Consider the following 19,258-nt stretch of genomic DNA (forward strand, 5'->3'; position numbering starts at 1 on the left):
GGTGACGAGAATCGGTGCATCGTCTTCAACAGGAGTTCGCCGTGACGTTGCCTGAGTTACCCGTTTTGCCGCTCACCGGCGTGCGTATCGTCGATTTCTCGCGTGTGCTCGCCGGGCCGTTCTGCACGGCTTTGCTGGGCGATCTGGGCGCGGATGTCATCAAGGTCGAGCCGCCGGGCGGCGACGACTACCGCGCGGTGGGTCCCTTTGCGGATGGCGAGAGCGGCCTGTTCGCCGCGATGAATCGCAACAAGCGCAGCATCGTGATCGATCTGAAAACCGCCGCGGGCCGCGAGCTGGCGCAAACGCTGAGCGCCGGCGCCGACGTGGTGGTCGAAAATTTCCGGCCGGGCGTGGCGGACAAGCTGGGCATCGGCTACGCGCAACTTGCCGCGCGCAACCCGGCGCTCGTCTATGCGAGCGTGTCGGGCTTCGGCCAAACCGGTCCCGAATCGCATCGCCCTGCTTACGACATCATTTTGCAGGCCATGTGCGGCCTGATGGACGCCACCGGCTCTCCCGACGGCTCGCCGACTCTGATCGGCGAATCGGTTTCGGATGTGGTGAGCGGGTTGTTCGCCTCGTGGGGCGTGCTTGCCGCGCTGTTATCGCGCGAGAAGACCGGTCAAGGCACGCACGTCGACGTCTCGATGTTCGACGCGACGCTGAGCCTGAGCGCAACGCTGGTGGCCCGCTTTGCCGCCACCGGGATCGCGCCGCGGCGCGTCGGGAATCGTCACCCGTCGTCGGCGCCGTTCGGTGCTTTCCGCGCGCAAGACGGTTTCTATGTGGTTGCGGTGCTCAACAACAAACTGTTCGATACCTTCGCTCACGCAATCGGCGAGCCGCAACTTTCGGGCGACCCGCGCTATGCGAGCGATGCGTCGCGTTGCGAGCACGAAGCGGAGTTGCGCGCGTGTGTCGAAGCGTGGTCGTCACAACGTTCGGTCGCCGAAGTGAACCGGATTCTCGGCGCCGCCGGTATTCCGGTCGCGCCGATCCGCAACGTGCAGCAGGCGCTCGAAAGCGAACAGGCCGCCTTCCGTGGCTTGCTCACCGAGGTGCCTCGCGCCAACGGTCCTGCCGGCCCTATGCTGCGTCTGCCTTCACAGCCCGTCAAATTTTCGGCCTACGGCGGCAACCGTGTCACCGCCGCGCCGCGATTGGGCCAACACACCGCGGAAATACTGCATACGTTCGGCCTCGACGCAGCGCGAATCGCCGAGCTGCGTAGGCTAGGTGTGTTCGGTCGCAACGGCGATGCCGCCAACAGCGCGCAATTCGCGCATTCCGATGAACTCGCCAGGGAGAGCGACCGTGCTTAAACGAATGGGCGTCGAACAGAACGATCTGGAGATCGCCGACGCGATCGAACGCTTTGCGCAAAGCGAACTCGCGCCGCGCGCAGCCGAAGTGGACCGCGACGAAATTCCCACCACGCGTTATGTCGCGCAACTCGCCGAACTCGGGGTGATGGGTATGAACCTGCCCGAGCGGTGGGGCGGCATTGGCGCATCGCCGGTGGCGATCATTCTGTCGCTGGTCGAAATCGCGAAGGCGTGTGCGTCGACGTCGTCGATGATCGGTGCGCACTATCTCGCGACCGACTCGATTCTGATCGGTGGAGACGATAGTCTGCGTGACCGCTATTTGCCCGAAGCCGCCGTGGGCACGAAGCTCGGCGCGTTTGCGCTGACCGAACCGCGCGCCGGTTCGAATCCCGCCGACATGGCGACCCGCGCGACGCGCGAGGGCGACGGTTACCGGATTCGCGGCGTGAAGCATTTCATCTCGAACGCTCAGGCGGCGGACTTCATCGTCGTCTATGCGAAGACGGATCCGGACGCCGGCGCGCGCGGCATCAGCGCGTTCGTGGTTGACCGGTATAGCGCGGGCGTGGACGTGGCGCCGGCCGAAAAGCTGATGGGCATTCGCGGCGCGCCGGCGCACGAGATCGCTTTCGACTGTTTCGTACCGGCCGCGAATCGGCTCGGCGCCGAAGGCACCGGTTTTCGCACGGCGATGAAAGTGCTCGACAACAGCCGGCTCGATGTCGCCGCAACGAGCCTGGGGATTGCCGAGGCCGCGCTCGCGAGCGCGGTGGAGTGGGCGAGGCAGCGCCAGGTTGGCGGGGAGCCGCTGTCGCGCAAGCAAGGTTTGCAATGGATGTTCGCCGACATGAAGACCCGGCTCGAGGCCGCCTGGCTTCTGACCTTGCAGGCGGCCGTGCGGCGCGCGGCGGGCGAGCCGTTCACCGATTACGCGTCGATGGCGAAGCTGTATGCATCGGAGACGGTCGGCTTCGTCACGGATACCGCCTTGCAGATTCACGGCGGTTACGGATTCACCCGCGAGATGCCGCTCGAACGGCTGGTGCGCGACGCGAGAATTCTGCGGATCTACGAGGGATCGTCGGAGATTCAGCGCACCGTGATTGCGCGGATGGTGCTGGCCTGATCGATGGAGCGGTTGCGAGAGGAGAGCGATATGAAGGTGCTGGTGGCTGTGAAGAGGGTGGTCGATTACAACGTGAAGGTTCGGGTCAAATCGGACGGCACGGGCGTCGACATCGCGAACGTGAAGATGTCGATGAATCCGTTCGATGAGATCGCGGTCGAAGAAGCGGTGCGGTTGAAGGAAGCGGGCGTGGTTAGCGAGGTAGTGGCGGTTTCTTGCGGTATCGCGCAAACGCAGGAAACGCTGCGTACAGCGCTGGCGATCGGCGCGGATCGCGCTGTGTTGATCGAATCGTCCGAGGAGTTACAACCCTTGGCGGTGGCCAAGCTGCTGAAGGCGCTGGTCGAGAAGGAGCAACCTTCGCTGGTTATCCTCGGTAAGCAGGCTATCGACGACGATTCGAACCAGACCGGCCAGATGCTGGCTGCGCTGGCCGGATTGCCGCAAGCGACATTTTCCTCGAAGGTTGTCGTCGCCGATGGCAAGGCGACGGTTTCGCGTGAAATAGACGGAGGCGCTGAAACGCTGTCTAAAGCTGCCCGCAGTCGTCACGACCGACCTGCGCCTGAACGAGCCGCGCTATGTGACGCTGCCGAACATCATGAAGGCGAAGAAGAAGCCGCTGGAAACGATCAAGCCGGAAGACCTGGGTGTCGACGTCACGCCGCGCCTGAAGACGCTGAAAGTCGTCGAGCCGCCGAAGCGCTCCGCCGGTGTGAAGGTGCCGGATGTGAAGACGCTGGTCGAGAAGCTGAAGACCGAAGCCAAGGTGCTGTGAGGGAGACAGAGCAAATGACGAATCTGGTTAATCTGGTAATAGCAGAACACGACAACGCGTCGATCAAGGTCGCGACGCTGAACACGATCGCAGCGGCGCAGAAGATTGGCTGGGATATTCACGTGCTGGTGGCAGGGCACAACGCACAAGCCGCAGCGGATGCGGCAGCGAAGATTGCGGGTGTTTCGAAGGTCCTGCTCGCCGACGCGCCGCAACTCGAAGCAGGTCTGGCAGAAAACGTCGAAGCAACGGTGCTGAACATCGCGAAGGACTACACGCACATCCTCGCTCCGGCAACGGCGTACGGCAAGAACATCGCGCCGCGTATCGCCGCAAAGCTCGATGTCGCGCAGATCAGCGATATCACCGCAGTCGACAGCGCTGATACGTTCGAGCGCCCGATCTACGCAGGTAACGCAATCGCCACGGTGCAATCGCCTGACCCGATCAAGGTCATCACGGTTCGTTCGACCGGTTTCGACGCTGTGGCGGCGGAAGGCGGAAGCGCAACGGTCGAGAAGATTGAAGCGGCAGCAGACAGCGGCATTTCGCAGTTCGTGAGCCGTGAAGTGACGAAGCTGGACCGTCCGGAACTGACGTCGGCGAAGATCATCGTTTCGGGCGGTCGCGGTTTGGGCAACGGCGAAAACTACACCAAGGTTCTCGAACCGCTGGCAGACAAACTTCAAGCCGCCCTCGGCGCATCGCGTGCAGCAGTGGATGCGGGCTTTGTACCGAACGACTACCAGGTGGGACAAACCGGCAAGATCGTCGCACCGCAACTGTATGTCGCGGTCGGCATCTCCGGTGCGATCCAGCACCTGGCCGGCATGAAAGACAGCAAAGTGATCGTCGCGATCAACAAGGACCCGGAAGCGCCGATTTTCAGCGTCGCCGATTACGGTCTCGTAGGCGATCTATTCGAAGCAGTGCCGCAATTCACGACTGCGCTCTAGCGCGCCCCTGCGCGCTGCGCAGGCTGGCGAATCGAATAACAACATCAGACAGCCATCGATCGTCACTCAAACCGCTTTCCCATTGCTGCTGCAAGGCAGCGTAGCGACATGTCAGGAGATACACATGGCAACTTCTATTCCGCGCGCAGCGACGCCTTCGCTGATCGAGCGGCGCTCCATCGACTATATCCCCGAAGCGGAGCGCCACGGCAGTCTCGTTAGCCAGTTCACGCTATGGTTCGGCGCGAACCTGCAGGTTACGGCGGTCGTGACCGGCGCGCTCGCGGTGGTGCTCGGCGGCGACGTCTTCTGGTCGTTGATCGGCTTGCTCGTCGGACAGATGATCGGCGGCACGGTCATGGCGTTGCATGGCGCGCAGGGTCCGCAACTCGGTTTGCCGCAGATGATTTCGAGCCGCGTGCAGTTCGGCGTCTATGGCGCGATCATTCCGCTCACGCTGGTGTGCGTGATGTACGTGGGCTTTTCCGCGGGCGGTACCGTGCTTGCCGGGCAGGCGATCGGGCAGTTGCTGCATGTCGAGAACACCACGGCGATCGTCATCTTCGCCGGGTTGATCGCCTTGCTGACCGCACTCGGCTATCGCACCATTCACGCGATGGGCCGTATGTCGAGCATCGTCGGCGTACTGGCGTTTCTCTATCTGTTCGCCAGTCTGCTGCATGGGCACGATATCGGCGTGCTGTTGAACAACCGGCACTTTACGCTCGGCTCGTTTCTGCTCGCCGTGTCGTTGTCGGCTTCATGGCAGATCGCATACGGTCCATACGTCGCCGATTACTCGCGCTATCTGCCGCGTGCCACTTCGGCACTGAAGACGTTCTGGGCGGTCGGCCTCGGTTCCGTGATCGGCGCGCAGGTCTCGATGGTGTTCGGTGTTTTCGCCGCAGCGCTGGCGGGTAATCGTTTCGCGGGGCACGAGGTGTCGTTCATCGTCGGACTGGGCGCGAGCGGCATGCTCGCAGCTGTGCTGTACTTCACGATCGCATTGGGCAAGCTCACGATCACCACGCTCAATGCCTATGGCAGTGTGATGTCGGTGGCGACCATCATGACCGGCTTCGGCGGCCAACGGTCGATTTCGAGCCGCACGCGCCTTGTCTTCATTTTCCTGATGGTGGGTGCATCGACGGGGCTTGCGCTGGCGGGACATCACGCGTTTCTGAAGGAATTCACCGCATTTCTGCTCTTTCTACTCGCCTTCTTCACGCCGTGGAGCGCCATCAATCTGGTCGACTACTATTTCGTAACCCGGGAGCGCTACGACGTGCCGGCGCTGTTCGATCCGCAAGGCCGCTATGGCCGCTGGAATATGACGGGCATCGCGGTGTACGCATTCGGTGTTCTGATCCAGATGCCGTTCATCGCGACGAGTTTCTATACCGGCGGGTTGGTGGAAGCGCTGGGCGGCGTCGACATTTCGTGGATCGTCGGATTGGCCGCGCCTGCATTGCTGTACTTCTTCGCAGCACGAGCCAAAAGGGCTGACATTCCCGAGCAGATGATTCTGCCGCATGAACTTGGCGGCGTGGACGGCGTGCGGCAATAGAGCAGGGCGCCGAGACGCGCGGGCTCTATTGCTCCAGCATTTGCACGGCATGGTCGTGCCCACGCGGCGCCTGCAAATACGCGGCAATGGCGCTCGCCCGCATCGGCCGGCTGAACAGATAACCCTGCACCGCGCGAGCGCCGAGTGCTTTGACGACCTCGACTTGCGACACCGTCTCGAGTCCCTCCACGACGCATTCGAGGCCGAGGTTCCCGCACAGGTCGAGCACCGACTTGACGATCTTTTTCGATGCGCTGTTGGAATCCACGTCCGTCATGAAACTGCGGTCGATCTTGATCGTATCGAAGGGCAGGCGATGCACGTAGCTAAGGCTTGAATAGCCGGTGCCGAAATCGTCGAGCGATACCCGGCAGCCGGCTTTCTTGATCATGGTGAGCGAACAACGGGCCTGTTCGAAATCACGCGTCACCGCGGTTTCGGTGATTTCGAACGACACGCGATGCGGCGGCACGCCGCTTGCCATGACGATATCGATCAGACGGCGGGCGCGTGCCGACGTGCAGATATCGATCGCCGACAGATTGAACGACAGGTAGAGCTCCGACGGCCAGCGCGCCACTTCGTCGAGTGCTTTGTGCAGCAGCACTTCCGTGATGCGTAGAATCAGTTCGGTACGCTCGGCAATCCGAATGAATTCTTCCGGCCTGACGGCGCCGAGCCGTGCGTTATGCCAGCGGCCGAGCGCTTCCATGCCGATGGTGCGCTGCGTGAGCACGTCGTAGATCGGCTGAAACTCCAGGAACAGTTCCGACTCGAGATCCGCATGGCGAAGCTCCTGGGTGACGAGGCTCGAGCGGCGGATGCGCGTTTCATGTTCGGTCGAGAAAATGACCGGCGTGCCGCGCCGGCTTTCCTTGCCCGCGTATAGCGCCGCGTCGGCGCGTTCGAACACTTGCGCGACCGTCGTGCCGGCTTCGGGGAACGCGGCCCAGCCGATGGTGCCCGACAGTTCGGCAACGTTGCCGGCGACCCGGTAGGGCTGACTGAGCGCCCCGCAAATACGCTCGCCCAATTCGACGAGCGTCGCGTTCGCCAGTTTGTGCTGTGCGAGCACGCCGAACTCATCGCCGCCGAGGCACGCGAAGAAAATGCCGGGCTCGGCGAGCGACAACAGGCGTGCGCCGACTTCCTGCAAGACGAGATCGCCGCTGGCGTGGCCGTAGATGTCGTTGACCTGTTTGAAGCCGTCAAGATCGATCAGGCCGACATTGAATCCGCCGCCGCTGCCGAGCGCGTGCTCGGACAACGCGCGCAGCGAGGCGAAGAAACTGCGCCGGTTGGGCAGGTCGGTCAGGCTGTCGATGCTCGCGAGCCGGAAGTTGTCGTCGCTCAGGCGCTGCGTTTTCTGCTGGCTCGCCTGCAACTCGCGCTGTGCGTGCACCACATCGGCAAAAGTCCGGCAATACAGTTGAATGATAAAGACGAGCGCGACGCCCACCAGTGTCATATCGACAGCCATTGCGATGAAAACCGGATAGCCGGTAAAGACCAGAAAGGTGGAAAAGCTTAGGATGACGATCGACAGCAGCAACATGGACGCCGCGCGCAGGTGCATCAGGCAGAACACGCAGCCGACTACCGTGGTCGCCATGTAAAACGCGACTTGCGTCTGTTCGTAGGCGGTGCCGTAGGGAAACAGGAGCAACGACCAGCTGCTGAACGCAACGGCGAAGAGGCCGGCCAGCCAGGTGAGCTTGCGCAGTTCGGACACCGCTCTGTCGTCGGTCAGAACGCGGTGCCGGAGTTGCCACCATCGTATGCATCGGACCACACACATGGCGCACAGCGCCGCTGGAAAGTAGATCGCCAACCACGCAGGCGCGCAACTTATATGCGTAATGGCGACCGTCGTCGTGTTGACCAGCAGAATGAAGTAGAGAAGCGGGACCTGGTGGCCAAATGCCTCGAGCTGCGAGCGCACGAGTTCGGGGTCGCGTTTAGCGACAGACAGCGCATCCCTGAATTGGGTTAGCAGAACCATTCCCGTCCTTTTTTAAACGTTTGCGCTGCACTCGCAGCTTGGTATATCGGCAGGACAGGTGGGATCTTAAGGACACCTTGAACGAAATCGAATCCCGGTGCGAACGAGCGGTAAGTTCGACCGTAAAACGCTGCGCGATCCGTCATTTATGCCGAATCGAGGTGGCGCAAATGACAGGTTCGCGTATCAAAGTGCAGGACACGAAAGTACACGCTGAGGCTCCAGGGTTGTGCCCGGTTGGCCGTTTTGAGCCTGCGTGCCTTGCGGCGGGGTGGAGACGAGACGTACGGCATTCACGCCGGCATTTGCCAGCACATATTTTTCGGGGCTGTTTTCGGGTTGCCAATAAGCCCGGAAAGTGCCGCCATCGCCGAAAACCAGCAGCTTGCCGTGGACGGTTCCGGCATGGCTCACCAGGTCGACGGGTTCGCCGTCACGCACCTGAAAGCTCTGCGGCGACCCGGAATGTGCCGCGCCGACCAGGGTGGCGCAGGCCTTGTCGTCGGCTGCGAAGGCTGCGCACGAGGTCACAGCGAGGAGCGCACATGTTGCAATATGGCGAAATTTCATTTTTTTATTCCTCCCGGATTCTTGATTGCGGACCTCTCGTCCTGACAATTTTAGAAACTCTCTAATCCACCATAACATAGTAAAAAAGGCCGCCGGCCAAGGTTTGCGCAGCGCTAAATCACTGAAATTGCAACGGATTGTGATAGCGGGAGAATACGCATGGAGCGCGATAAATGCCTAAGCGTGCGATTCTTATGGCACTTTGCAGGAAAAAATCGTCAAATTCCCTGTGGGCGGGTGATACAAGCCTTACACCCAAGGTTTGCGCGAACCGGCGCCTATGCGTTAGTGTGTCGGTCCCGGCGCGACAGACGTGGCGCCGGTTCCATGATTACCATACGGGAAGTGCTATGAACAAACAGGAACTGATTGATGCAGTCGCCGCAGCGACGGGCGAAAGCAAAGCGGCCACCGGCCAAACCATCGACGCGATCGTCGAAGCGGTGACCAAGGCCGTGGTGGGTGGCGATACGGTGCAACTGGTCGGTTTCGGTTCTTTCTCGACTGGCGCGCGCGCAGCACGCGTCGGCCGCAATCCGTCGACCGGTGCAGAGATCCAGATCGCGGCTGCCAAGACGGTGAAGTTCACCGCTGGCAAGGCGTTCAAGGAAGCCGTCAACGCGTCGTAATGCAACGCGCTTCACGCCGGAGCATCCACGCGCGCTGCCGTGGCGCGCGGCGGGCGATGCATCGGGTGTGAGGAATCACGCGCTGCCCAACCCCGGTCAGATGGATCAACCGGCGGATGGTGCGGCGCGTGTGTTTTTGAGCCGACCCCCAACGGGACTTTCCGCAGGGGTGTTCGACGCAGGGCGTGCTCGAAGCAGCGCCTGCGCCCCGGCGCACTCAGCCCGCGCGGCGTTTGCGGGTGGCCTCGGCGAGCGTCTCGAGCGCCGGCTCGGTCTGCGCCCAACTGACGCAGGCATCCGTAATGGATACACCGCGACGCAACGGCACACCGGGCTTCAGATCCTGGCGGCCTTCTTCCAGATGACTTTCCAGCATGACGCCGATAATGCGGCGCTCGCGCTGCGACAATTGCTGCGCGATATCCTGCACGACCTCCAGCTGACGCAGATGCGATTTGCCCGAGTTCGCATGCGAACAGTCGATCATGACCTGCTCGCGCAGCCCCGCTGATTTGAGCGCCGCACAGGTGGCTTCCACCGACGCGCTGTCGTAGTTCGGCCCTTTCTTGCCGCCGCGCAGGATCACGTGCGCGTCGTCGTTGCCGCGCGTTTCGAAGATCGCGGCCATGCCCATTTTCGTCATGCCCATGAACGCGTGGCTCGCGCGCGCGGCGACGATCGCGTCCGCGGCGACCTGTACGCCACCGTCCGTGCCATTCTTGAAGCCGATCGGGCAGCTCAGTCCCGAAGCCAGTTGACGATGGCTCTGGCTCTCCGTCGTGCGCGCGCCGATCGCGCCCCAGGCGACGAGATCGGCGATGTATTGCGGGCTGAGCAGGTCGAGAAATTCGGTGGCCGTGGACAAGCCGAGGCCGTTGATGTCGAGCAGCAGTTGCCGTGCAAGACGCAGACCTTCATTGATGCGGAAACTGCCGTCGAGCCGCGGGTCGTTGATATAACCTTTCCAGCCGACGGTAGTGCGCGGCTTCTCGAAGTAGACCCGCATCACGATCAGGAGATCGTTCTTGTAGGTGTCGGCGGCGGCCTTCAGCTTGCGCGCGTATTCGATCGCCTGGTCGTGGTCGTGAATCGAACACGGTCCGACGATCATCACGAGCCGGTCGTCACGGCCATGCAGAATGTCGGCGATTTCCGCGCGGGTCTTCTCGACCAGCGTCTGCACCGAAGGCGGCGTGGGCAATTCGTCCTGCAACAGGGCAGGGGAAATCAACGGACGTACCGCGCCGATCCGAACGTCGTCGATGCGCGTGGTGTCCTGGGTGGCGTCGGCTGAGCCGACTTCCTGATCGTGCAAAGGATTGTCGATGGCGCTCAAAATGTTCTCCCGGACCTTGTGATGATGAGGCGGCCTCGCGGCCTGACTGCGTGAGTGTGGGTGCGTCGATGCTGGCTGTCTTCGCTGCCGGGATTATGACACTCGCGTGCTGCGGCCGGGACGGCACGCGTCAAAGGCGTTTGATCAAGGCCATGGCGGCGGCCGGATTGCGCTCCTTGAAGCCGCTGATCACGTAGAGGTAGACATCGCGTGCGCCTGTTTTTGCGGGTGCTTTCGCCGAGGTTTCCAGATCGTCCGGTGTCGCGCCCGCTGCCAGTTGCCGCGCGCGTTCCGCCCATGCTTCCAACGCTTTGGTCGAATAACCGTTGGCCTGTTTGTCCGTTGTGCCCATGATGCGCGCGTAGACGAAGGGCGCGGTGATGTCGGCGATCTGCGGGTATTCGCTGTCGCCAGCGAGGACGATGGCGACTTTGTGTTTGCGTGCGAGCGCGACGAATTCCGGCGTCTTGAAGGTGTCGTTGCGCACTTCGATCGCATGCCTGAGCTTCTGGCCTTCGATGCTGGCGGGCAGTAGTTTCAGAAAGGCTTCGAAATCTTCCTTATCGAATTTTTTGGTGGTTGCGAATTGCCAGTTGATCGGGCCGAGTTTCTGTTTGAGCAGCAGCACACCGCTGCCGAAAAAGCGTTCGATGGTTTCACCCGCGTCCGCGAGGACTTTTCGGTTGGTCGCATAACGCGGCGCTTTCAGTGAAAAGACGAAATCGTCCGGCGTTTCCTGATACCACTTCTCATAGCTCGCCGGTTTCTGCAAACCGTAAAACGTGCCGTTGATTTCAATCGATGTGAGATTCCTGCTCGCGTATTCGAGTTCGCGGCTTTGCGTGAGGTCGTCGGGGTAGAAGGTGCCGCGCCAGGGCGCATAGGTCCAGCCGCCTATACCGATGCGGATGTTCGTCGTTTTGGTGGCCTTCGCGGTTTTTGTGGTTTTTACGGCGGGTTCTTTCGGCACTTGGGCTCTCCATCTGGCTTCGCAGGGGAAGCAGTAGATTAGCCGCTTTTTCGCCAAATAACGCGTAAGTCCGGAGAACCGGAAGCGCGCCTGCTATTCGCCGCTTCGCGACGCGTCTGCCGCTTGACGCGCGGCCTCTTCGAACCGCCGGTTCGCTTCCGCCACTTCCGCCCTGAACTGCTGCAACGCGTTCACCGCCAGGTCGGGCGGCGTGAGCGCGGCCCACAACACGTCGATGAGCCGGTCCGCGGTCGCATCGATATCGATGTGCCGGTTCGCGAGCGTGGCGTCCCACAGCACGTGCTCCATTGGGCCGAACACCATCGAGCGCAGCAAGCGCAAGGGCATGTCGGCGCGAATCTGGCCGCTCTCCTGACCTTGCGCGAGCACGCGCATCAACGGTGCGGTATAGCGGCGCTGCAACTCGGTGAGCGCCTCGCTCAATTCATGGTGGCGGGCCCGTCCTTCGGACAACACCAGCGCGCACAGATCGGTGCCGTTTACGAGCATCAACCGCAAGTGCGTGCGAACAATGAACGCGAACTGCTGGCGCACATTGCCGTCGCGCGGCAAGCCGGATTCGATCGCTTCGATGATCTCGTCGTACCAGTCGCCGATCACCCGGGCGCACAACTCGCGTTTGCCGCGGAAATAGCTGAACACGGTCGCCTCGGAAATGCCCAGGCGCTGTGCGATCTCGGCCGTTGTCGCGCGCTCGTAGCCCTTTTCGGAGAACACGTCGCGCCCCGCCTGAAGGATCTCCTTCACGCGTTGCTGCGACTTGCGCCCGGCCGGCTGGCGGCGCGAGGCGGGTAACTCGGCCTTCGTGGCAACCGTCATATGAGTCCAGTTCAGATTTGTTGGTCGAATTCGGCGTGAAAGCCTGCCGATTGACCCCGTGACGCCGATGCTACCACGCCATTTCAGCCTTGTAGAGGGTTCGGCCGTTTTCTGAGTGATACTCAAAAATATCTATTGACGCTTACGTAAATCTGGCGTGAAATGCGGCTTGAACGTTGCGCTTCGTGCGGGACGATAAAGGCGGGTCCACCGGTCCGCCACCGTCCGCTGAGCCGCATCCGGACCAGCCGCCGCCCCAAGGCCGGCCGCCAACGAACTCCTGGAGACACAGCAATGAGCAACCTGCCCGGTTTGCAATTCCCGCTCGGCGAAGAAATCGAAATGCTGCGCGACAGCATCGCGGGATTCGCTGCCAAAGAAATCGCCCCGCGTGCCGCGGAAATCGATCGCACGGATCAGTTTCCCATGGACCTGTGGCGCAAGTTCGGCGATCTTGGCGTGCTCGGCATGACGGTCTCGGAGGAGTACGGCGGCGCGAACATGGGCTACACGGCGCATATGATCGCCATGGAGGAGATCTCGCGCGCGTCGGCTTCGGTCGGTCTCTCGTACGGCGCGCATTCGAATCTGTGCGTCAACCAGATTCATCGCAACGGCACGGAAGCGCAGAAGCAGAAGTACTTGCCCAAGCTGGTGTCCGGCGAACACATCGGCGCGCTTGCCATGAGCGAGCCGAACGCGGGGTCGGACGTCGTCAGCATGAAGCTGCGCGCCGAGAAGAAGGGCGATCACTACGTGCTCAACGGCACGAAAATGTGGATCACCAACGGCCCGGATTGCGACACGCTGGTCGTCTACGCCAAAACCGATCCCGAAGCGAATTCGCGCGGTATTACCGCGTTTATCGTCGAGAAGGGCATGAAGGGTTTCTCGGTGGCGCAGAAACTCGACAAGCTCGGCATGCGCGGCTCGCATACCGGCGAACTGGTGTTCCAGGACGTGGAAGTGCCGGAGGAAAACATTCTCGGCCAGCTAAACGGCGGTGCTAAGGTGCTGATGAGCGGCCTCGACTACGAACGCGCCGTGCTCGCGGGCGGCCCGACGGGCATCATGGTCGCGGTCATGGACGCGGTCGTGCCGTACATTCACGACCGCAAGCAGTTCGGTCAGCCGATCGGCGAATTCCAGCTCATTCAAGGCAAGGTGGCCGATCTCTACACCACGTTGCAGGCATGTCGAGCCTATCTCTACGCAGTGGGCCGCCAGCTCGATACGCTCGGCAAGGAACATGTGCGCCAGGTGCGCAAAGACTGCGCGGGCGTGATCCTCTACACCGCGGAAAAAGCCACGTGGATGGCGGGCGAGGCGATCCAGATTCTCGGCGGTAACGGCTATATCAACGAGTATCCGGTCGGCCGTTTGTGGCGCGACGCGAAGCTCTATGAAATCGGCGCGGGCACGAGCGAAATCCGTCGCATGCTGATCGGCCGCGAACTGTTCGCCGAGACGGTCTGAAGGAGAAGCCCGCCATGCCGATCATCGAATCAAAGCTGAATCCGCGCTCGGACGACTTCCGCGCCAATGCGGCAGCGCTCGAAGCGCTGGTCGCCGACCTTCGCGCGAAAGTCGAAAAACTCGCGCTGGGCGGTGGTCAGGCGGCGCGCGACAAACACACGGGCCGCGGCAAACTGCTGCCGCGCGATCGCATCGCGCAACTGCTCGATCCGGGTACGCCGTTTCTCGAGTTCTCGCAACTCGCGGCTTACGGCATGTATCACAACGATGCGCCCGGCGCGGGTGTCATCACCGGGATTGGCCGGATCGCGGGGCAGGAGTGCGTGATCGTCTGCAACGATGCGACGGTCAAGGGTGGTACCTACTATCCCGTCACCGTCAAAAAGCACGTGCGGGCGCAGGAAATCGCCGCTGAAAATCATTTGCCCTGTGTGTATCTGGTCGACTCGGGCGGCGCGAATCTGCCGAACCAGGACGACGTGTTTCCGGACCGCGATCATTTCGGCCGCATCTTCTACAACCAGGCGAATCTGTCCGCCGCGGGCATTCCGCAGATCGCCGTCGTGATGGGGTCTTGTACCGCGGGCGGTGCGTATGTGCCGGCCATGAGCGACGAGTCGATCATCGTCAAGAATCAGGGGACGATTTTTCTGGGCGGTCCGCCGCTCGTGAAAGCGGCCACCGGCGAAGTGGTCAGCGCGGAAGATCTCGGCGGCGGCGATGTGCATACGCGTCTGTCGGGCGTGGTCGATCATCTCGCGCAAAACGACGCGCATGCGCTCGGGATTGCGCGCAGTATCGTCGGCAATCTGAATCGCAGCAAGCAGGTGCCGGTTGCGTTGCAGGAGCCGAAGCCGCCGCGCTACGACGTAAAGAGCATGTACGGCGTGATTCCCGTGGATACGCGCAAGCCGTTCGACATTCGCGAGGTGATCGCGCGTATCGTCGACGACTCCGCGTTCGACGAATTCAAGGCACGCTACGGCACCACGCTCGTGTGCGGTTTCGCGCATATCTGGGGACATCCGGTCGGCATCATCGCGAATAACGGCATTCTGTTTTCGGAGTCCGCGCTCAAGGGCGCGCACTTCATCGAGTTGTGCTGCCAGCGCAAGATTCCGCTGGTGTTCCTGCAGAACATCACCGGCTTCATGGTGGGCCGCAAATACGAAAACGAAGGCATTGCGCGCAACGGCGCGAAGATGGTGACGGCGGTGGCCACGGCCAAGGTGCCGAAGTTCACGGTGATCATCGGCGGCTCGTTCGGTGCGGGCAATTACGGCATGTGCGGCCGCGCGTATTCGCCGCGCTTTCTGTGGATGTGGCCGAACGCGCGCATCTCGGTGATGGGCGGCGAGCAGGCGGCGTCGGTGCTGGCCACGGTGAAGCGCGACGGCATTGAAGGCAAGGGCGGTGCGTGGAGCGCGGAAGAAGAAGAAGCGTTCAAGCAGCCGATCCGCGATCAATACGAACATCAGGGCCACCCGTACTATGCCAGCGCGCGCCTGTGGGACGACGGCGTGATCGATCCGGCGCAAACGCGCGACGTGCTCGGTCTCGGCCTGTCGGCCGCGATGAACGCGCCGATCGAAGACACGCGTTTCGGCGTGTTCAGAATGTGACGATGCGCGAGAAAGCGCGGGAGCTGCGACGATGCAATACGAAACACTGACGGTCGAATTCGCCGGACAGATCGCCACGGTCACATTGAATCGGCCGGACGTGCGCAACGCGTTCAACGAAACGATGATCGCCGAAGTGACCTCGGCCTTCACGGCGCTCAACGATCGCGACGACGTGCGCGCGGTGGTGCTCGCCGCGAACGGCAAGGCATTCTGCGCGGGCGCCGATCTGAACTGGATGAAGAAGATGGCCGGTTACTCGGACGACGAGAATCGAGCCGATGCAATGTTGCTGGCGAACATGCTGTCGTCGATCTATCGCTGCAACAAGCCGGTGATCGCGCGCGTGAACGGCGACGCGTACGCGGGCGGCATGGGTTTGATCTCGGCGTGCGACATCGTGGTGGCCGTTGAAAACGCGCGCTTTTGCCTTTCGGAAGCGCGCCTCGGTCTGATTCCGGCCACCATCGCGCCGTACGTGATTCGTGCGCTGGGCGAGCAGGCGTCGCGCCGCTATTTCACCACCGCCGAGCAGTTCGATTGTGCGACGGCGTTGCGCCTCGGGCTGGTCAGTGAAGCCGTCAGCGTGGAGCGACTCGACGCCACCGTGCGGCAGATTGCCGAGACGCTTTGCGCCAACGGTCCGCAGGCGGTGCGCGCGTGCAAGCAGCTCGTGCAGGACATCGCGGACCACGAGTTGAACGACGCGATGATCGAAGACACGGCGGCGCGCATCGCGCGCACGCGTGCCGGCGCCGAAGGGCGCGAGGGCGTGGCGTCGTTCCTCGAAAAACGCCCGCCCGCCTGGCGTAACTAACGCATCCATTCCAGGGCGCGCGCAGCGCCTTGACCAGAACAACAGCCCCGATAAAACGGCACACTTCATCGAGACACTTCATGTTCAACAAGATCCTGATTGCCAACCGGGGCGAGATTGCGTGCCGCGTCGCCGCGACCTGCAAGCGGCTCGGCATTGCGAGCGTGGCCGTCTATTCCGATGCGGACGCCAATGCGAAGCACGTGGCCGCGTGTGACGAGGCGGTGCATATCGGCGGTTCGACGGCGGCGGAAAGCTATCTGCGCGTCGAACGCATCATCGAAGCCGCGCGCGCCACCGGCGCGCAGGCGGTGCATCCGGGCTACGGCTTCCTGTCGGAGAACGAAGCTTTCGCGCATGCGTGCGAGGCCGCCGGCATTGTGTTCATCGGACCGCCGGTCGAGGCGATTGCGGCGATGGGCTCGAAAGCCGCCGCGAAGGCGCTGATGCACGCGGCCGCCGTGCCGCTCGTGCCGGGCTATCACGGCGACGATCAGGACCCGCAACTGCTGCACCGCGAGGCCGATGCGATCGGTTATCCGGTGCTGCTCAAAGCCAGCGCCGGTGGCGGCGGCAAGGGCATGCGCGTGGTCGAGCGCAGCGAGGATTTCGCGGCGGCGCTGGCTTCGTGCAAGCGGGAAGCCGCGAGCAGCTTCGGCAATGATCGCGTGCTGATCGAAAAGTATCTGACGCGGCCGCGCCATGTGGAAGTGCAGGTGTTCGCGGACCGCCACGGCGGCGCTGTCTATCTGTTCGACCGCGATTGCTCGGTGCAGCGGCGTCACCAGAAAGTGCTGGAAGAAGCGCCCGCGCCCGGCTTGCCCGCTGAAGTCAAGCGCGAAATGGGCGAGGCCGCGGTGGCCGCCGCGCGCGCGGTGAATTACGTCGGTGCGGGCACGGTCGAATTCATCATGACCAGCACGGGCGAATTCTATTTCATGGAAATGAATACGCGCCTGCAGGTCGAGCATCCGGTCACGGAAATGGTCACCGGCCAGGACCTCGTGGCATGGCAACTGCGCGTCGCCGCCGGCGAGCCGCTGCCGCTCGCGCAGGAACAGTTGAAGATCGACGGCCACGCCATCGAAGCGCGTATCTACGCTGAGCACCCGGCGCGCGGTTTCCTGCCGTCCACAGGCACGCTCAAGCATCTGCGCATGCCGGAAGGCGTGGAGTTCGCGATCGATGCGGCAGGTCTTGGCGAGCCGGGACGCAAGGCGCCGGTGCGTATCGACAGCGGCGTGCGTGAGGGCGACACCATCACGCCGTTCTACGATCCGATGATTGCGAAGCTGATCGTGCACGGCGCCACGCGTGAAGAGGCGCTCGCGCGTCTGAGCCGCGCGCTGCATGCGTGCGAGGTGGTCGGCCCGCACACCAACATCGAGTTCCTGCAAAGCATCGTGGCTAGCGAGCCGTTTGCGACCGGCGATCTCGACACGGGCTTGATCGAGCGTCATCACGACGCCTTGTTCGCGCCGTGCAAGAAGCCATACAAGGAAGCGCTGGCGCTCGCTTGCGCGGCGCTGCTCACGCGCGAGGGCGGCACGGCGCACGGCGCGTCGCCGTGGGACGCGTTGTCGCATTGGCGGCTGAATGGCGGTTATACGCAGACGCTCGGCTGGCGCGACATGGACAGCAGCGGCGATCACGCAAGCCTGTTCACGGTCGCGTTCGCGCGCGACGGCAGCACGCAAACGCTCGAACACGACGGCGTGCGCGAGGACTTCAGCTGGTCGAACGGCAGCGGCCCGCATGAATTCCGCGCGACGATCGGGGATGCGCGGGCAACGGGCCGTGTATTCGTCGACGGCGATACGTTCCATGTGTTTTGCCTCGGCGAAGCGCTCGCGTTCGAATGGCAAAACCTGCTCGCACACGCTGCGGACGCCGAAGGCGGCGAAGGCCGTCTGACCGCGCCGATGCCGGGCAAGGTGATCGCGGTGCTGGTGGAACCGGGCACGGTGGTGGAGAAGGGCACGCCGCTGATCGTGATGGAAGCGATGAAGATGGAGCACACCATCGGTGCGCCGGCTGCCGGCACGGTTTCGGAGGTGCTGTATTCAGTCGGCGATCAGGTTGCCGACGGCGCGCAGCTTCTGGTGCTGGATGTGCAGCAGCAGTAAGGGCGCAACTCAGGCGAGGCGCGTATAGCCGACGGCGCGCGCCTCGCTTTCAAGCTGCTCGATGCGGTCGTAATCCGAGCGCGGCAACACGGAAAACCCCTGCAAACGCAGGCGTTTCGCACGCTCGGGCTGGATCACGAGTACCTCGTTCAATGCTTCGCGCAGTGCTTCCACGGTGGCCGTGGGTACCGTGTCGGAAGCGATCAAAGGCAGGCCCGGCGAGGGCGCTGTCGTGCCGATCCGGCGCACCTGACGGGCCAGTTCCGGTATTTCGTCGCAGACGAAAGCGAAGGTCACGCAATCGATCGCCGCGACATCCGCGTGATTTTCGGCCACCGCGCGCAACGAGCCGAGATGCGAGCCGGTTCGCAATACCGCGCTGAAAAATAGACCAGCGCGCGCGAGCGGCGCCACGGTGTGGCGAAACACGTTCATGCCGCTATTCGAATCGTCCTGGTTGTACGCCGCACGCGCGCCGCGACACGCCGCTAATGTATCGAACGGCGCATCCGCGCGCGTCACCAGCACGCTTGAATAATGCGCGCCCTCGCAGCCCGGCGCGTCAAAGCGGGGCGTCGCGATCAGTTGTACCTGGTCCTGCAAGCCATGCATGAACGGATAGCCGCAGGTTTGCGAGATCAGCAGATTGGGGCGCCGCCAGAAGCCGTGCAATTCTTCGTCCGGTTCGACGATGCGGCACGCCGGCTTGACCATGCGCAGCACGTCGGCGAGCCACTCGCGCCACTCGAAGTCGAGCGCGGGTGTGACGTTATACATTGGCAGGGCGGCGATCCAGGTCATGACGCTATTCTGGCATGCCTGCTATTTAATGTCTGACCATTCGGAATTCGTCGAGGCCGAGACGCACCGGCTCCGACGGTCTGAACGCCCATTTCTGCGCGGCGACCGAAAGGATTTCCAGCTGCGCGTCCTCGAATGCGACGAGCAGGTCCTGCTTGCGCTTGCTCGCCGCGCCGCAATAGGTCACGAGTGCTTCGGCGCTGACCTCGAAGATCTGCGCGCGATCATCGCAGCACACCCGGAACGCGACCGTCGCGCATTCCGTCACACAGGGCCTGAACCCTTCATCCACATAGACTGACATGGCCATC

Annotated in this window: 16 protein-coding genes and 1 pseudogene; 10 read left to right on the forward strand and 7 right to left on the reverse strand. The window is 62.6% G+C overall.

What is annotated here, in order from left to right:
- The first annotated feature begins 14 nt into the window (after positions 1-14).
- The 5 genes and pseudogenes from BLW71_RS34260 to BLW71_RS34280 all read left to right on the forward strand — a co-directional run bounded on the left by BLW71_RS34260 (position 15) and on the right by BLW71_RS34280 (position 5,758).
- On the forward strand, positions 15-1,325 hold the full coding sequence (locus tag BLW71_RS34260; protein WP_286162184.1) for a CaiB/BaiF CoA transferase family protein: 1,311 nt from the start codon (positions 15-17) through the stop codon (positions 1,323-1,325).
- The gene (locus BLW71_RS34265) at positions 1,318-2,457 is read left to right on the forward strand and encodes an acyl-CoA dehydrogenase family protein (RefSeq protein WP_177205162.1); all 1,140 of its coding nucleotides are present in this window, start codon (positions 1,318-1,320) and stop codon (positions 2,455-2,457) included. Before BLW71_RS34260 ends, BLW71_RS34265 begins: the two co-directional genes overlap by 8 nt.
- Before the next feature lie 30 nt (positions 2,458-2,487).
- A pseudogene (locus tag BLW71_RS34270) lies at positions 2,488-3,235 on the forward strand (electron transfer flavoprotein subunit beta/FixA family protein).
- A gap of 23 nt (positions 3,236-3,258) precedes the next feature.
- On the forward strand, positions 3,259-4,191 hold the full coding sequence (locus BLW71_RS34275) for an electron transfer flavoprotein subunit alpha/FixB family protein (protein WP_091809221.1): 933 nt from the start codon (positions 3,259-3,261) through the stop codon (positions 4,189-4,191).
- A gap of 124 nt (positions 4,192-4,315) precedes the next feature.
- Positions 4,316-5,758, forward strand: coding sequence for a purine-cytosine permease family protein (locus BLW71_RS34280; protein WP_091807585.1), 1,443 nt, complete (start codon positions 4,316-4,318; stop codon positions 5,756-5,758).
- A 25-nt stretch (positions 5,759-5,783) separates the two neighbouring features.
- Here the strand turns inward: BLW71_RS34280 and BLW71_RS34285 are convergent, their stop codons facing one another.
- Together BLW71_RS34285 and BLW71_RS34290 are read right to left on the reverse strand one after the other, a co-directional pair.
- The gene (locus BLW71_RS34285; RefSeq protein WP_091807587.1) at positions 5,784-7,760 is read right to left on the reverse strand and encodes a putative bifunctional diguanylate cyclase/phosphodiesterase; all 1,977 of its coding nucleotides are present in this window, start codon (positions 7,758-7,760) and stop codon (positions 5,784-5,786) included.
- Between the two features lie 186 nt (positions 7,761-7,946).
- The gene (locus BLW71_RS34290) at positions 7,947-8,330 is read right to left on the reverse strand and encodes a hypothetical protein (protein WP_091807589.1); all 384 of its coding nucleotides are present in this window, start codon (positions 8,328-8,330) and stop codon (positions 7,947-7,949) included.
- A 350-nt stretch (positions 8,331-8,680) separates the two neighbouring features.
- Here BLW71_RS34290 and BLW71_RS34295 point away from each other — a divergent pair, with 350 nt between their 5' ends.
- Positions 8,681-8,959 carry an HU family DNA-binding protein gene (locus tag BLW71_RS34295; protein ID WP_006049832.1) on the forward strand — a complete coding sequence of 93 codons (279 nt, stop codon included), beginning with the start codon at positions 8,681-8,683 and terminating at the stop codon, positions 8,957-8,959.
- A 217-nt stretch (positions 8,960-9,176) separates the two neighbouring features.
- Here BLW71_RS34295 and BLW71_RS34300 read toward each other — a convergent pair whose 3' ends face one another.
- The 3 genes from BLW71_RS34300 to BLW71_RS34310 form a co-directional block, all read right to left on the reverse strand.
- Positions 9,177-10,295, reverse strand: coding sequence for a 3-deoxy-7-phosphoheptulonate synthase (locus BLW71_RS34300; RefSeq protein ID WP_091807591.1), 1,119 nt, complete (start codon positions 10,293-10,295; stop codon positions 9,177-9,179).
- A gap of 130 nt (positions 10,296-10,425) precedes the next feature.
- Positions 10,426-11,265, reverse strand: a complete 840-nt coding sequence (locus BLW71_RS34305) for a DUF72 domain-containing protein (protein WP_091807593.1) — start codon at positions 11,263-11,265, stop codon at positions 10,426-10,428.
- A 93-nt stretch (positions 11,266-11,358) separates the two neighbouring features.
- On the reverse strand, positions 11,359-12,105 hold the full coding sequence (locus BLW71_RS34310; RefSeq protein WP_091807595.1) for a TetR/AcrR family transcriptional regulator: 747 nt from the start codon (positions 12,103-12,105) through the stop codon (positions 11,359-11,361).
- 294 nt (positions 12,106-12,399) lie between these two features.
- Here BLW71_RS34310 and BLW71_RS34315 point away from each other — a divergent pair, with 294 nt between their 5' ends.
- The 4 genes from BLW71_RS34315 (at position 12,400) to BLW71_RS34330 (ending at position 18,146) form a co-directional block, all read left to right on the forward strand.
- Positions 12,400-13,581, forward strand: a complete 1,182-nt coding sequence (locus BLW71_RS34315; RefSeq protein ID WP_091807598.1) for an isovaleryl-CoA dehydrogenase — start codon at positions 12,400-12,402, stop codon at positions 13,579-13,581.
- Positions 13,582-13,595: 14 nt separating this feature from the next.
- Complete coding sequence (locus BLW71_RS34320) at positions 13,596-15,203, forward strand: carboxyl transferase domain-containing protein (RefSeq protein ID WP_091807600.1); 1,608 nt, start codon at positions 13,596-13,598, stop codon at positions 15,201-15,203.
- 31 nt (positions 15,204-15,234) lie between these two features.
- Positions 15,235-16,020: an enoyl-CoA hydratase/isomerase family protein gene (locus BLW71_RS34325; RefSeq protein WP_091807603.1), complete on the forward strand. Its 786-nt coding sequence runs from the start codon at positions 15,235-15,237 to the stop codon at positions 16,018-16,020.
- 80 nt (positions 16,021-16,100) lie between these two features.
- The gene (locus BLW71_RS34330) at positions 16,101-18,146 is read left to right on the forward strand and encodes an acetyl/propionyl/methylcrotonyl-CoA carboxylase subunit alpha (protein ID WP_091807606.1); all 2,046 of its coding nucleotides are present in this window, start codon (positions 16,101-16,103) and stop codon (positions 18,144-18,146) included.
- 9 nt (positions 18,147-18,155) lie between these two features.
- Here the strand turns inward: BLW71_RS34330 and BLW71_RS34335 are convergent, their stop codons facing one another.
- Complete coding sequence (locus BLW71_RS34335) at positions 18,156-18,947, reverse strand: phosphate/phosphite/phosphonate ABC transporter substrate-binding protein (protein WP_091807609.1); 792 nt, start codon at positions 18,945-18,947, stop codon at positions 18,156-18,158.
- Positions 18,948-18,972: 25 nt separating this feature from the next.
- Positions 18,973-19,251, reverse strand: a complete 279-nt coding sequence (locus tag BLW71_RS34340; protein WP_091809223.1) for a DUF1488 family protein — start codon at positions 19,249-19,251, stop codon at positions 18,973-18,975.
- Positions 19,252-19,258: the final 7 nt, after the last annotated feature.

Source organism: Burkholderia sp. WP9, assembly GCF_900104795.1.
Taxonomy (GTDB): Bacteria; Pseudomonadota; Gammaproteobacteria; order Burkholderiales; family Burkholderiaceae; genus Paraburkholderia.